The following is a 14,389-nucleotide window of genomic DNA, read 5'->3' as shown; positions in this document are numbered from 1 at the left end:
GGGTCGGTCAGCGGGCGGTTGCCGTATCGACCGTGTTCTCTATGGTTCCGAAGATGTTCTGCCCCTGGGCATCGAACATCTCGATGCGCACCACGTCGCCGTGGTCCATGAAGGGCGTAGCCGGCTTGCCCTGCTCGATGGTCTCGTAGGTGCGCACTTCGGCCAGGCAGCAGTAGCCTACGCCGCCGTTGTCCACGGTCGAGCCCCACAGGCTGTCCTGCTTGTTCGACACGGTGCCGGAGCCGATGATGCTGCCCGCGCACAGGGTGCGCGTCTTGGCCACATGGGCTACCAGCTGGCCGAAATCGAAGGTCATGTCCTGGCCAGCGTTGGGCTGGCCGAACAGCTTGCCGTTCAGGTGCACCAGTAGCGGCAGGTGCACCTTGGCATCCTTCCAGGCATCGCCCAGTTCGTCCGGCGTGACGGCCACCGGGCTGAACGCGCTGGCCGGCTTGCTCTGGAAAAAGCCGAAGCCCTTGGCCAGTTCGTTCGGGATCAGGTTGCGCAGCGACACATCGTTGACCAGCATGATCAGGCGGATGGCGCTGGCGGCTTCCTGCGGCGTGGCGCCCTGGGCCACGTCACCGGTCACGACCGTGACTTCGGCCTCGAAATCGATGCCCCATTCGGGCTTGGCGATGACCTTGTCGCGCGGGCCGACGAAGCCGTCGGAGCCGCCCTGGTACATCAGCGGATCGCTGTAGAAGGACTGCGGCACCTCGGCATTGCGTGCCTTGCGCACCAGCTCCACATGGTTGATGTAGGCCGAGCCGTCAGCCCACTGGTAGGCGCGCGGCAGCGGGGAGTGGCAGGCGGCCTCGTCGAAGGGTTCGCCCTCGATGGTGCCGCTGTTCAGCGCTTCGTAGGTCTGGCGCAGCTGGGGCTCGATGCTGGCCCAGTCGTCCAGCGCGGCTTGCAAGGTACGCGCGATGGCAGGGACGGAGCGGTAGCGCGTCAGGTCGCGGCTGACGACGACGAGCGTGCCGTCACGGCCGCCTTGCTTGAGGGTGGCGAGTTTCATGCTTGGGTCCTTTTGTCGTAGGCATAGCTGCCATCATGCATCCAGCGGGCGTGGTGCGGAGCGCGCTTGGTTTCGGCCCACTCGTTCAGCATCTCCCACTTCACGGCGTCGAGCTTTGCGTTCATCTCGGGCGTGGCGGTGTTGGCGGCCAGTTCCAGACGGTGACCGTTGGGATCGAAGAAGTAGATCGACTGGAACAGCGTGTGGTCGGTCGGGCCCACCACCTCGATGCCGGCGGCCTCCAGCTCTGCCTTGGTCTGCAGCATGGTCTCGACGGAGTCGACTTCCAGCGCCAGATGCTGCGTCCAGGTGGGGGTGTTTTCGTCGCGACCCATGGGGGCGCAGGTAGGCAGCTCGAAAAAGGCCAGGATGTTGCCGTTGCCGGCATCCAGGAACACGTGCATGTACGGGTCGGCCGCCTTGGTGGACGGGACCTCGTCTTCGGCGATGGCGAGCACGAAGTCCATCTTCAGGTGCTTGACGTACCATTCGACGGTCTCTTTGGCATCCTTGCAGCGGTAGGCCACATGGTGGATTTTGCGGATCAGGCTCATGGCGTTCTCCTTAGAGCTGCGCAGCAGCGGGGGTGGGGGATGGGGTGATGTTGCGCGCGATCGCCATGGCTTCGCGCAGGGTGCCGATGTCGCCGATATGGTTGGCCAGCAGCAGGATCAGGCGGGCGTTGACCATGGCGCTCTGCTCGTCGCTCAGGTCGCGGTGCATGTCGATCAGGGCTTCGTAGAAGTCGTCGCCGGGCGAGAACAGCTGGAAATAGCGCTTGCCTTGCTCGGAGAAGTTGGGTTGCGTGTTCAGGGGCATGGATGTCTCCTTCGGATCAGGCGTTGCCGGTGGCACGGGCTAGGGCGACGCGGACCTTGTCGGCGTCGAACTGGCGCCAGCGGGCGGCGACGTGCTGGTCGGGGCGCAGCAGGTAGCTGGTGCCGGGCTGCAGGTCGTAGCGTTCGCGGATGCGCTGCTTGCTGTCGATCAGGGTGGCGAGGCCGGCGGCGGCGCTGCCGCGCTGGGCGATGATCAGGGGTTCAACCGGTATGCTGCCCTGCTCCAGCGCAGAGAGTGCCTGTGCGGTGGCGGCATCGAGGGCAGAAGCGTCTTCGATGTAGTGCAGCAGCTGGAAACGGTTGCCGCAGTGCTGCAGCAGCCAGGGGCGCTGGCCGCCCGAGGATGGGGCGTTGCCGGCCCCCTCGGAATGGCTCGCGCCGTTGGTGCGGCCAGATGACGTTTGCAGAGTGGCGCATGCAACAGGTGCATCATCCATCGGCGCGCCGGGCACCATATTGCCTGCAAAGCTGTCACTGTCCGGGGTATTCAGGCCGGAGGTGGTCAGATAGCTCGGCACCGACAGGCGGCCTGAGTTGACCAGCGCACGCGCAAACGGATAGTCACCGGCCAGCTCCAGCACCGCATTGCGGAAAGTGGTGCTGGTCTTGCTCTTGGGCGTGATGAAATCGGTGGAGCGGGTCGAATTGAGGATGTTCTCGTCCGCCGCGTAGCCGCGCTCGTCGCTGTAGCTGTCGAGCAGGCTGGCCGGGGCTTTGCCTTCCAGCACCAGCTTGAGTTTCCACACCAGGTTGTCGGTGTCCTGGATGCCCGAGTTGGCACCGCGGGCGCCGAAGGGCGACACCTGGTGCGCCGAATCACCGGCAAACAGCACGCGGCCGTGGTTGAAGCGGCCCATGCGGCGGCACTGGAAGGTATAGACGCTCACCCATTCCAGCTCGAACTCGCGTTCATCGCCCAGCATGGCGCGGATACGCGGAATCACGTTTTCCGGCTTTTTTTCCTCTTCGGGATCAGCCTGCCAGCCGAGCTGGAAGTCGATGCGCCAGACGTTGTCAGCCTGACGGTGCAGCAACACCGACTGGTTGCGGTGAAAAGGCGGATCGAACCAGAACCAGCGCTCGGCGGGGTATTCGGCCTTCATCACCACGTCGGCGATCAGGAAGCGGTCCATGAAGATTTTGCCGTCGATGTCCAGCCCCAGCATGGTGCGGATCGGGCTGCGGGCACCGTCACAGGCGATCAGCCAGTCGGCGGTGAGGGAGTAGGGGCCGTCCGGCGTTTCGACGCGGATCGTGGCCTTGTCCTCGTCCTGCAGCACGCTGATCACGTTGTTCCTGAAGCGGATCTCGAGGTTGGGCAGTTCGCGGGCGCGCTTGAGCAGATACTCTTCCAGGTAGTACTGCTGCAGGTTGATCATGCCGGGACGGTTGTGGTCGTCCTGCGGACGCAGGTTGAAGTTGAACACCTCGTCCTCGCGGAAGAAGGTGCGGCCCACATTCCACGAAACGCCCTTGTCCACGAAATCCTCGCCGCAGCCCATGCGGTCGAGCACTTCGAGCGCGCGCTTGGCATAGCACACGCCGCGCGAACCGATCGAGACAGTGTCGTCATTGTCGAGCACAACCACCGCATGGCCTTGCGAAGCCAGGTCGATGGCAGCGGACAGGCCCACCGGGCCGGCGCCCACGACGACGACCGGGTAGTGGCCGGGGCGCTTGTCGGCGATCTCCGGCGGCTGGACGTAGGGGAACTTCTGGTACTGGTAGGTACTGAGCATGATGTTGTCTCCGGACGGGCTAGTCGGTCGATGCCGTGAGCAGTCTGTTGCTGCGTGCCCTGTTGGGGAAAGGGGGTGGTGCGCCGCTATGGCGCTCCTGAATATCCCTCTCAAGTTCCGGCAAGGCGCCCGAGAGGTGTTGAGCTGTTCATGCGCGGCCAGACCGTGACGGCTGACCGTTTGGCGCTTCAGTCGCTGCTCACTCCTGCTGCAGCGCGTGCCACATCTGCTGGTCGCGCTCGGCGGTCCAGATGCGCGGATCGCGGATGCCGCTGGCTTCGTCATGGGCGCGCGTCACGTCGAACGGCAGGCAGTGCTCGTAGATGAACACCTGGCCGAACTTCGGATCCATCGCCTTGCGCGTGTGCGCCATGGTGGCCTTCAGATCCATGCCCTGGGCCACGGCTTCCTGCGCGCTCTGGTACAGCGTGCTGACGAAATCGCGCGTATAGGCCAGGCCTTTCTGCACCGCAGCAGGATCCATCAGCGCCGGGCCGCGACCGGGCACCAGCTTGTCGAAGTTCATCGCAGCCAGGTTGTCCAGCGTCTGCGGCCAGTCGGCCAGATAGGCATCGCCGGTATAGCAGGCGGCATCGGCCTCGACCAGGTCGCCCGAGAAGCAGATATTCTGCGACGGCAGGTAGACAATGGTGTCGCCCTTGGTATGGCCACGGCCCACCTGCTTGATCTTCACTTCCAGCTTGCCCATCCACAGCGTCATTTCGCCGTTGAACACCAGCGTCGGCCAGGTCAGGCCGGGCACGCTTTCCACAGCCTGGAACAGGCGCGGGAAGCGGCCGATTTCCGAATCCATGTCCTGCTGGCCGCGCTCCACGATCAGGTCCCAGGTGTCCTGGCTGGCGATGATCTGCTCCAGACCTTCGCTCTTGTAGCCGCTGGCGCCCAGCACGCGCACGGCGTGGTAGTGGGTCAGCACCACGTACTTGATCGGCAGATCGGTGATCTCGCGGATCTTTTTGATCACGCCCTGGGCCGCTACCGGCGTGGCGGTGGCATCGATGATCATCACGCCGTCATCGCCGATGATGACGCCGGTATTCGGATCGCCCTCCGCCGTGTAGGCATAGGCGTTGTCGCTCAGCTTGTCCCAGCTGATCTGCTTTTCTTCCAGGTCGGCCTGGGATGCAAACTTCTTCTCGCTCATGGTTGTCTCCGTGGGGGTGGATGGCGGGGCCTTGGGTGTGATTAAAGGCCAAAGGGATTTATCATGCAAGCAGTATTTATCCATGTATTTATCGGATTAACTGATGAATGTCACCCTGCGGCAATTGCGCGCCTTCGTGGCCGTGGCGCGCACCGGCAGCTTCACGCTTGCGGCTGAAAGCCTGTTCATCACCCAGTCGGCGCTGAGCGGGCTGATCAAGGAGCTGGAGCAGGCGCTCGGGCTGCGCCTGTTCGACCGCAGCACGCGGCGGCTGCAGCTGTCCGACGCCGGCAGCGACCTGGTGACGCATATCGAGAAGATTCTGCTCGATCTCGATGGCGTGATCGACGAGGTGGGCAAGCTCAAGGCGCTGCAGCGCGGGCTGGTGCGGGTCGCGGTGCCGCAGTTGATGGCCTGCACGCTGATGCCGGGGCTGATGGCATCCTTCCGCCACGATCATCCGCAGGTGCAATTGCGGCTGGTGGATACGCTGGTGGAGCAGGTGATCAACCGCGTGTTTGCCGGGGAGGTGGATTTCGGCCTGGGCCCGGAGCGGGCACCCAATTCGGATATCGAGGCAACCCAGTTGTTCGAGCTGCCCTTCATGGCGGCCTTGCCCGCGGATCACCGGCTCGCTTGCCAGCGCGCGTTGCGCTGGGCCGATCTGGCCGGCGATCCGCTGATCACGCTGCAGGGGCAGTTCACCGAGCGTCTGGCCACCGATCTGGGCGCGGCACGCCGCAGCGTGACGCTGGAGCCGGCGAACGAGGTGGCTTTCATGTCCACGGCGCTCAGCATGGTGGCGGCGGGACTGGGGTTGACCATCTGCATTCCCTATGCGGCAGAGATGGTGCAGCAATACGGCCTCGTGTTGCGCCCGGTCGTCGATCCGGTGGTGCTGCGCGGTTTCTACATCTTCCGGCGGCGCGGGCGCACGCTGTCTCCGGCGGCGCAGCGTTTTCATGACTACATCTGCGAGGAGCTGGAGCAGCACCGGCCGTTCGCGCGGGCTTTGCGCGAGGCGCAGAGGGTGGGGTCGAGGCGCTGAGGCCTTGCCCGGGTGCGAAGTGCCCCCGCATGAAGGCCGGAAACTGCACCCTGCCTGCGGCAAGGCAGCATCCTACAATGCAGGACTCAGACCTTCAGGCCAAGCAAGCGAGCGCGTCAAACTGACCTCGCCCTGCAAGAGGCCTTCATTGCCAGTTTCCGCATGAGTGCCACCTCCACCCCACGCTCCGACCTGCCAGGCCACACGCCCATGATGGCGCAATACCTTCAGATGAAGGAAGCGCACCCGACCACGCTGCTGTTCTACCGCATGGGCGACTTCTACGAGCTGTTCTACGAAGACGCCACCAAGGCCGCGCGCCTGCTGGGCATCACGCTGACCACGCGCGGCCAGTCGGCCGGCCAGCCGGTCACCATGGCGGGCGTACCGGTGCATGCGGTGGACAGCTACCTGGCCAAGCTGATCCAGATGGGCGAGTCGGTCGCCATCGGCGAACAGGTGGGTGAAGTGGGGGCGTCCAAGGGTCCGGTGGAGCGCAAGGTGGTGCGCGTGGTCACGCCGGGAACGCTGACCGATATCGAACTGCTGGGCGACAAGACCGAAGCCATGCTGCTGGCCCTGCATCTGCCGCAACGCACGGGCAGGGGTGCTTCGGGCAACGCCGGTCTGGCCTGGATGAGTCTGACGCAGGGCCGCATGGTGCTGGTCGAATGCGCGCCTGAGCAAATCGAGGCCTGGATCAGCCGCATCCAGCCCGCCGAGGTGCTCTACAGCGCCGACATCGGCACCACGCAGCGCGCCCAACTGCAGCAATGGCAGCAGCACGGCGCCATGCAGCGCTTCATCATCACCGAACGCCCCGGCTTCACCTTTGACAGCAGCCTCGGCCTTCGCAAGCTGACCGAGCAGCTGCGCAGCCCCAACCTCAACGCCTGGCAGGCCGATGACGTGCCGCAGGCGCACGCCGCCGCCGCCGCGCTGCTGGCCTACGCCGAGCACACCCAGGGCCGCGCCGTCACACACCTGCACAGCCTGCAGGTGCAGCGCGACGATTCGCTGATCAATCTGCCGCTCACCACCCAGCGCAATCTGGAGCTGACGCAGACGCTGCGCGGCGAAACCAGCCCGACGCTGTTCAGCCTGCTCGACACCTGTGAAAGCGGCATGGGCAGCCGCGCGCTCAAACACTGGCTGCTGCACCCCGAGCGCGCCCGCACTGCGGCGCAGCAGCGCCTGCAGGCCATCGGCCTGCTGCGCGAACGCGGCCTGAAGGATTTGCGCGCCGCGCTGCATGGCATCAGCGACGTGGAGCGTATCAGCGCACGCCTGGCGCTGCGCCAGAGCAAGCCGCGCGAACTGGCCGGCCTGCTGCGCACATTGGGCCAGGCCGAAGGCCTGCGCAACCGCTTGCAGCAGGTGTTGGGCGAGGAGTGCGATGGTCTGCTGCCTGTCATCGCCAGCCAGCTGCAGCCGCCCGCCGAGGTGCTGCGCCTGCTGCAAACCACGCTGCAACCCGACCCCGCCGTCAACATCCGCGATGGCGGCGTCATCGCCGACGGCTTCGATGCCGATCTCGACGAGCTGCGCGGCATCCAGACCCATAGCGCCGAATTCCTGCTGGCGCTGGAGGCGCGCGAGCGCGAGCGTTCCGGCATCGCCAACCTGCGCGTGCAGTACAACCGGGTGCATGGCTTCTACATCGAGGTCACCACCGGCCAGCTCGACAAGGTGCCGTCCGATTACCAGCGCCGCCAGACGCTCAAGAACGCCGAACGCTTCATCACGCCCGAACTCAAGGCCTTCGAGGACAAGGCACTGTCGGCCCAGGACCGTGCCCTGGCGCGCGAGAAATGGCTGTACGAGCAGCTGATCGAATCGCTGCAGCCGCATGTCGGTCAGTTGCAGACGCTGGCAACCGCCCTGGCCACCCTCGATGCCCTGTGCGCCCTCGCCGAGCGCAGCCTGGCCCTCGATTGGTGCGCGCCCACTTTCGCCATCGAGCCCTGCATCGAGATCAGTGCCGGTCGCCACCCCGTGGTGCAATCGCGCCTGATGGAAACCACCGGCGCCAGCTTCATCGCCAACGACACGCTGCTCAACCCCAGGCAGCGCATGCAGATCATCACGGGCCCCAACATGGGCGGCAAATCCACCTACATGCGCCAGGTGGCGCTGATCGTGCTGCTCGCCAGCATGGGCAGCTACGTGCCCGCCAGCAGTTGCCGCGTCGGCCCGATCGATGCCATCCTCACCCGCATCGGCGCGGCGGATGACCTGGCCAACGCCCAATCCACTTTCATGCTGGAGATGACCGAAGCCGCGCAGATCCTGCACGGCGCCACGCCGCACAGCCTGGTGCTGATGGACGAAATCGGCCGCGGCACCAGCACCTTCGACGGTCTGGCGCTGGCGGGCGGCATTGCGGCACACCTGCACGACAAGACGCAGGCGCTGACGCTGTTCGCCACGCACTATTTCGAGCTCACCGAGTTTCCCAAGCAGCAGCACGCCGCCGTCAACGTGCACGTGAGTGCGGCCGAAGCAGGACATGACATCGTCTTCCTGCATGCCATCGAGCCGGGTCCGGCCAGCCGCAGCTACGGCATCCAGGTGGCGCGCCTGGCCGGCATGCCGGCGGCCGTGATCCACCACGCACGCCATGCGCTGCAGGCGCTGGAAAGCCAGCAGCTGGAAAGCCGCGCCCAGATCGATCTGTTCGCAGCTCCGCCGCTGCCTGCAGCCGAGCCGGAGCCGGTGCCCAGCGCCATCGAGCACGAACTGGCCCGGCTCGACCCGGACGCCATGACGCCACGCGAAGCGCTGGATGCGCTCTATGCGCTCAAGGGACTGCTGCCGTAACCAAGTCCGGTTCAGCGTTCCTGCGGGGCCTCCAGCCGCTCCGGCGGCAGTGGCCGTACCGCGCGCTGGTAGGTTTTGACCAGCGCCACCAGCGCCAGGATCGGGATGAAGAAAATGGCCATCGCCACCCAGGCAATGCCCATGTAGGCGGTCAGGGGGGATTCGTACATCACCATCTTGCAAGGGCCGATCAGCCCCATGCCGCCGCACCGGTTGCCGATCAGGTAGGCCACGCACAGCCAGACAAAGGTGGCGATCAGGGTGGCGCGCCACCACGGAGAGGGGTTGGGTTCGGGGCCTTCGGGCCTGTGGCGGGAGGTCTCGGACATGACAATTCCTTCAGTGGCGATGCGGGCAGTCTAGAATATCTCCCTTCCCCCTGCCCATGACGGGCATCAACCTTGCTGACCCAACGGCCATTGGCGCCGACCTGATTCTTTCCATGCACGTCCGCTTCATCCTGCTGCAGACCAGCCACGCCGGCAATGTCGGTGCCGTCGCGCGCGCCATGAAGGTGATGGGCTTTGACGACCTGGTGCTGGTGCAGCCGCGCTGGCATGACGTGCTGCAGCGCGAGGAGGCGATCGAGCGCGCCAGCGGTGCCGATGACGTGCTGCGCAAGGCGCGCAGCGTGCAGAGCTGGGAAGAGGCCGTCCAGGGCATCGACTACCTGTGCGCCACTGCCATGACGCCGCGTGATTTCGGACCGCCCACCGTCGAGCCGCGCACGCATTTCGCGCAGTTGGTCAGCCGGGGCCGAAGCTCTGCTCCCCACAGCGCCAGCATGGTGGACAAGCCGCCGGACGCAGATGCCGGCGCTGCCGCTGCGGCCCAGGCCGGGCCGGCACCAGCCACGAGCCGGATACTGCCCGTACGCAGCCTGGGGCTGGTGTTCGGCAGCGAACGCTACGGCATGCGCAACGAGGAGGTCTATCGCTGCCACGCCTGCCTGAGCATTCCCACCAATCCGGACTATGGCTCGCTCAACCTGGCTGCAGCTGCGCAGGTGCTGGCCTACGAGCTGCGCATGGCCCTGGGCGGTTTTGCCAGCCCGCTGCCGGCCGTGTCCAGCCCGGAGCAGCGCGCCGATGCCGCCGACGTCGAAGGCATGCTGGCCCACTGGGAGCAGGCGCTGGTGCAGATCGGCTACCTCGATCCGCAAGCGCCCAGGAAGCTCATGCCGCGCCTGCAGCAGCTGTTCCACCGCGCCGAGCTGCGCCAGGAAGAAATCCACATCCTGCGCGGCATTGCGCGTGCCATGCAGAAAACCGCCGCCATTCCAAAACCCTGAGCCCGGTGGGTGCACCGGCTGCAAGTACACTAGTTTCATGTTTTCCCGTATCCGGTCCGACATCCAGTGCATTCTCGAACGCGATCCCGCTGCGCGCAGCAAATGGGACGTGGTGTTTTCCTATCCGGGCTTCCATGCCCTGATCCTGCATCGCTTGGCCCACAGCTGCTGGAGCAGCGGCTGGACCTGGCTGGCGCGCTGGATCTCGCACTGGGGGCGCTGGCTCACGGGCATCGAGATCCACCCCGGCGCCAGGATCGGCGACCGCGTCTTCATCGACCACGGCATGGGCGTGGTGATCGGAGAAATGGCCGAAGTCGGTGATGGCTGCACCATCTACCAGGGCGTGACGCTGGGCGGCACCTCGCTGGCCAAGGGCGTCAAGCGCCACCCCACTCTGGAAGAGGGCGTGATCGTCGGCGCCCATGCCTGTATCCTGGGCGGCTTCACGGTCGGCACTGGCGCCAAGGTGGGTTCCGGTGCGGTGGTCACCAAGCCGGTTCCGGCCGGTGCCACAGCCGTCGGCAACCCGGCCCGCATCATCCAGGCCGATGATGATGCCAAGCGCGAGGCAGCCGCTTCGCAAATGGGCTTCTCGGCCTATGGCGTCACGCAGAGCGACGACCCCTACAGCCTGGCCATGCGTGGCCTGATCGACAGCGCGGCCAGCCAGGAACACCAGATCGCGCTGCTGTGGCAGACGGTCGAAAAACTGGCCACGCAGCTCAAGGAAAGCGATTGCCTGCCGGACGAGGCGGCCATCGAGGATCAGCCTTCCGACGTACAGCGCCTCAACGATCTGCTCGGCAAGTAAGACCGCTTCCCTCCCATACGAAAAAGCCAGCGTGAGCACGCTGGCTTTTCTGTATGGAGGCGCGACGGCGATCAGGACGCCGGCATCCGCTCCAGCAGCACATGGTAGGGCAGGCTGCCGACATTGGCCGGTACCAGGATGCGGTAGGTCTGCTGCTCCGGCTGGGCCAGTTCCGGGTTGCGGGCCGTCACCCGCAGGTAGTAGGTGCCGGGGCCCATGGCAGGCAACGCCAGTTCGCCAGCGCCGTCGGAATGGCCAGCACCCATCGGGCGGGACAGGCCGGCATCGGCAAATACCGCCGCATCGACCGTATTGGGGGCCTTCGGCGCCTGTTTCGCCTGCCGGAAATTCACCGCAGTCCAGCGCAGCGTCAGTCCGGACGGCTGCAGGAACAGCGAGGGATGCAGCAGCAGCGATTCGGGCGCACGCACCACGACCCGCGTATCGGCATCCTGCCCTTCCAGACCGAAGGCATCCACTCCACGCACGCGTACATGCCAGGTACCCGGAGACAGCCCATTGAGATTGACCGCCGTGCCTGCCAGCTTGTCGCTCAGGTGCACGCTCTCGAACTGCGCATCGCTGGAGGCAATCACGCGATAGGCGCTTGCCCCCGGCACTGCCGGGAAGGTCCAGATTGCATTGGGCTGCATCAGGGTTTCAACCGTGGTGCCAAGCTGGGCGGGTGGCAGCAGCGGCACGGCAGTGATGTCTGCACGGTTCGGATCCACCGCAGCGCCCTGGCCCTGTTGCAGCAGGATGGCCGAGCGCTTCCAGGTGTTTTCATTGTTCACCACGCCCTGCAGCACCTCGGCACGGTCCTGGCGGGCCGTGGAATCGGCTGCGGCCACACGGAAGCGCGTGCCGCGCACGCCGATCAGCGAGGTGGTGGTTTCCACCTCCAGCGGCTTGGCACGCGGCGCCACCTTGTTCACCGCCGCCTCCAGCGCACCCTGTACCAGACGCATCTTGGCTGCGAACCAGTCCATCATGCGGCCACTGCCGTGCTGGTCCGGGGCGATGTAATAGCGGTTCAGCGTGATGTCGGCAATGGTGCGCGGCATCAGCTTCACCTGCGAACCATCGGCCAGCACCAGCACGGCCGAGCTGTATTCGCCGGTGCTGATGCGCGCACTTTCCTCCAGGCGCACGCCGGCATGCACCGGCTGCCCGTTCACTTTCACATCGCCCACGGTGTGGGTGAGATGGGCCTGCGTGGTGCGGAAACGCAACTGCGTGAGCGGCGCCGTCAGGGCCGGCGAGGCAGCAGGAGCCGCCGTGTCCGGAGCGGCCATGCCCGGCGCACCGGCCAGCAGCGCGCCACCGGCCAGGCACAGCACGGCGAGCTGCCGGGCAGCGAAAGTAGGGGTGGACTGGGCGAATACAGGCATGTTCAGACGGGGTTCATGGGTCGCGGAGGGCTAACCATTGTAGAAAAAACAGGAGGGCAACACTAGCGGATTGACGCACGGGGCGGTGGTACCACTGTGGTTCTTCCAACAAGCCGTAACGCCAACGGGCTTCAATCGGGTTCGGAGTCATCCGGCTCTGCCGCCGGAGCGACCGCAGAGTTGGCATGCAGCAATTCGACCTTCACCAGCTGGAAAAGTTCACGATAGGCACGGCCATGGCGCTGTGCCGCACCGGCTTGCTCCTTGGGTGCCGCCTGCGCATCCTTGCGCGCCTGACGGATGAGGGCGCGCAGTTGCTGGATATCGGTAGCCGGGTACTGCTGCAGCCACTCCGTCAGTGCCGCATCGCCGCCGTCCTCGGCCAGCAGGCGCTCGCGCCAGTGCTCGGCCTGATGCAATGCCGCCAGTTCGCTGGCGCTGCCATCGCGCTGCACCTGCAGGGCCGCGCGGATCGCCTCGATGACCTCGTCATCCAGCTTGCGCATCAGCTTGCCGATGAATTGCATCTGGCGGCGCCTGCCTTCGAAGTTGCTGATGCGTCTGGCATCGGCCAGCGCCTCCAGCAGCTTGTCCGGCAGCTCCAGCGGAGCCATCAGGTCGGAGCGCAGCGTGAGCAGCTCCTCGCCCAGTTCCTGCAGGGCTTCGCTCTCGCGCTTCAGGTCGCTCTTGCTGATGTCGGTGTCGCCCTTGGCCTGGCGCTTGAGCTCCAGATCGAGCTCGCTGCCTTCGTGCACAAAATGGCCTTTGACGTAGTAACCGCGTTTGGGTTTGCGTGACATGGGTGTCCGTAAAATTCTTGGGGAAGGAAATAGGCAAGTATCATACTTGTCCTATGAAAAAGACAGCCCCCCGATCCGCTGCCCCCGAGCAGGCCTCTGCGGCCGATCAGCCGCTCACCGGCTTCGCCTACAGCCGCGCCTTCTTCGAGGAACTGGTCGATAGCGCCATTGCCCATGCGAAAAAACTGGGCGCAACCGACGCCGGCGCCGAAGCCTCCGAAGGCTGCGGCCTGTCCGTGTCGGTGCGGCAGGGCGAGCTGGAAAACGTCGAGCGCAACCGCGACAAATCGCTGGGTGTGACGGTCTATATCGGCCACCAGCGCGGCAATGCCAGCACGTCCGACTTTTCCCGCAAGGCGATCGAGCAGACGGTGCAGGCTGCCTACGACGTGGCCCGCTACACCGCCCAGGACCCGGCTGCCGGCCTGCCGGACGACCGTGATGTGGAAACCACACCGCGCGAGCTGGAGCTGTTCCATCCCTGGGCCATCGACAGCGACCGCGCGGCCCGCCTGGCGCTGCGCTGCGAGGCTGCCGCGCTCGATTGCGATGCGCGCATCACCAACAGCGAGGGCGCCAGCGTCTCGGCGCAGCAGAGCCACTTCTTCAGTGCCCACACGCACGGCTTCCGCGGCGGCTACGCCAGTTCGCGCCATTCGATTTCCGTGGCTCCCATCGCCGGCCACGGCGACGAGATGCAGCGCGACTACTGGTACAGCTCCATGCGCAATCCGGCCGATCTGGCCGACCCGAAGAAAATCGGCCGCTACGCCGCCGAACGCGCGCTGAGCCGCCTGCACGCACGCAAGATCCCGACCACCGAATGCCCGGTGCTGTTCGAGGCACCGCTGGCCGCCGGCCTGATGGGCAGCTTCGTGCACGCCGTCAGCGGTGGTTCGCTCTACCGCAAGAGCAGTTTCCTGCTCGACAGCCTGGGCAAGCAGGTATTCCCCAAACATATCCGGATGCGCGAAGATCCCTTCATCATCGGCGGCAAGGGCAGCAGCCCGTTCGATGACGAAGGCGTGCGCGAACAGGCGCGCGACGTCGTGGAAGACGGCAAGGTGCAGGGCTACTTCCTCAGCGCCTACACCGCCCGCAAGCTCGGCATGCGCACCACCGGCAACGCCGGTGGCAGCCACAACCTGACATTCACCAGCACGCTCACCCAGGCACAGGACGACCTCGATGCGATGCTGCGCAAGCTCGGCACCGGCCTGTTCGTGATCGAACTGATGGGGCAGGGCGTCAACCTCGTCACCGGCGACTACTCGCGCGGCGCCAGCGGCTTCTGGGTGGAAAACGGCCAGATCCAGTTCCCGGTGCAGGAAATCACCATCGCCGGCAACCTCAGGGACATGTTCATGGGCATCGAGGCCATCGGCTCCGATATTTACACCATGGGCGCCAAGACCACGGGCTCGGTGCTGATCAACCGCATGAAAGTGGCAGGAAGCTGAC

General features: G+C 65.6%; 13 protein-coding genes. 5 read left to right on the top strand and 8 right to left on the bottom strand.

Translation table 11 applies throughout. The annotated features are described in order from the left end of the window. Positions 1–7: 7 nt before the first annotated feature. From ACX36O_RS09120 to ACX36O_RS09100, 5 genes are all read right to left on the bottom strand, one after another. Positions 8–1,021, bottom strand: coding sequence for a fumarylacetoacetate hydrolase family protein (locus tag ACX36O_RS09120; protein ID WP_213361161.1), 1,014 nt, complete (start codon positions 1,019–1,021; stop codon positions 8–10). Next, positions 1,018–1,575, bottom strand: a complete 558-nt coding sequence (locus ACX36O_RS09115) for a VOC family protein (RefSeq protein WP_213361160.1) — start codon at positions 1,573–1,575, stop codon at positions 1,018–1,020. The genes ACX36O_RS09120 and ACX36O_RS09115 overlap by 4 nt, the downstream gene beginning before the upstream one ends. Before the next feature lie 10 nt (positions 1,576–1,585). Beyond that, positions 1,586–1,840, bottom strand: a complete 255-nt coding sequence (locus ACX36O_RS09110; protein ID WP_213361159.1) for a DUF2783 domain-containing protein — start codon at positions 1,838–1,840, stop codon at positions 1,586–1,588. A 16-nt stretch (positions 1,841–1,856) separates the two neighbouring features. Then, positions 1,857–3,599: an FAD-dependent oxidoreductase gene (locus tag ACX36O_RS09105; RefSeq protein WP_213361158.1), complete on the bottom strand. Its 1,743-nt coding sequence runs from the start codon at positions 3,597–3,599 to the stop codon at positions 1,857–1,859. A 199-nt stretch (positions 3,600–3,798) separates the two neighbouring features. Next, entirely contained in the window at positions 3,799–4,764 is a 966-nt protein-coding gene (locus ACX36O_RS09100; protein ID WP_213361157.1) for an MBL fold metallo-hydrolase, read from the bottom strand. Between the two features lie 103 nt (positions 4,765–4,867). Here ACX36O_RS09100 and ACX36O_RS09095 point away from each other — a divergent pair, with 103 nt between their 5' ends. Further along, positions 4,868–5,812, top strand: a complete 945-nt coding sequence (locus ACX36O_RS09095; RefSeq protein WP_371687210.1) for a LysR family transcriptional regulator — start codon at positions 4,868–4,870, stop codon at positions 5,810–5,812. Between the two features lie 162 nt (positions 5,813–5,974). Continuing rightward, positions 5,975–8,632, top strand: a complete 2,658-nt coding sequence (gene mutS / locus ACX36O_RS09090; RefSeq protein ID WP_213361153.1) for a DNA mismatch repair protein MutS — start codon at positions 5,975–5,977, stop codon at positions 8,630–8,632. Between the two features lie 11 nt (positions 8,633–8,643). Here the strand turns inward: mutS and ACX36O_RS09085 are convergent, their stop codons facing one another. Further along, positions 8,644–8,961: a hypothetical protein gene (locus ACX36O_RS09085; RefSeq protein WP_213361152.1), complete on the bottom strand. Its 318-nt coding sequence runs from the start codon at positions 8,959–8,961 to the stop codon at positions 8,644–8,646. Between the two features lie 113 nt (positions 8,962–9,074). Between ACX36O_RS09085 and ACX36O_RS09080 the strand changes: the two genes are divergently transcribed. Together ACX36O_RS09080 and cysE are read left to right on the top strand one after the other, a co-directional pair. After that, entirely contained in the window at positions 9,075–9,923 is an 849-nt protein-coding gene (locus ACX36O_RS09080) for an RNA methyltransferase (protein WP_213362704.1), read from the top strand. A 37-nt stretch (positions 9,924–9,960) separates the two neighbouring features. Next, positions 9,961–10,737: a serine O-acetyltransferase gene (gene cysE / locus ACX36O_RS09075; protein WP_213361151.1), complete on the top strand. Its 777-nt coding sequence runs from the start codon at positions 9,961–9,963 to the stop codon at positions 10,735–10,737. A gap of 71 nt (positions 10,738–10,808) precedes the next feature. Here cysE and ACX36O_RS09070 read toward each other — a convergent pair whose 3' ends face one another. Beyond that, positions 10,809–12,128 (bottom strand): FecR family protein, encoded by a 1,320-nt coding sequence (locus tag ACX36O_RS09070; RefSeq protein ID WP_213361150.1) that lies wholly within the window; start codon positions 12,126–12,128, stop codon positions 10,809–10,811. 131 nt (positions 12,129–12,259) lie between these two features. Next, positions 12,260–12,928: a ribosome biogenesis factor YjgA gene (gene yjgA, locus ACX36O_RS09065; protein WP_213361149.1), complete on the bottom strand. Its 669-nt coding sequence runs from the start codon at positions 12,926–12,928 to the stop codon at positions 12,260–12,262. A 53-nt stretch (positions 12,929–12,981) separates the two neighbouring features. Here yjgA and pmbA point away from each other — a divergent pair, with 53 nt between their 5' ends. Continuing rightward, positions 12,982–14,388, top strand: coding sequence for a metalloprotease PmbA (gene pmbA, locus ACX36O_RS09060; protein ID WP_213361148.1), 1,407 nt, complete (start codon positions 12,982–12,984; stop codon positions 14,386–14,388). Position 14,389: the final 1 nt, after the last annotated feature.

The sequence above is a fragment of the Brachymonas sp. KE5 genome (genome assembly GCF_057773645.1).
Note: the sequence above shows the minus strand (reverse complement) of the source record. Positions and strands in the feature narration are given on the sequence as shown.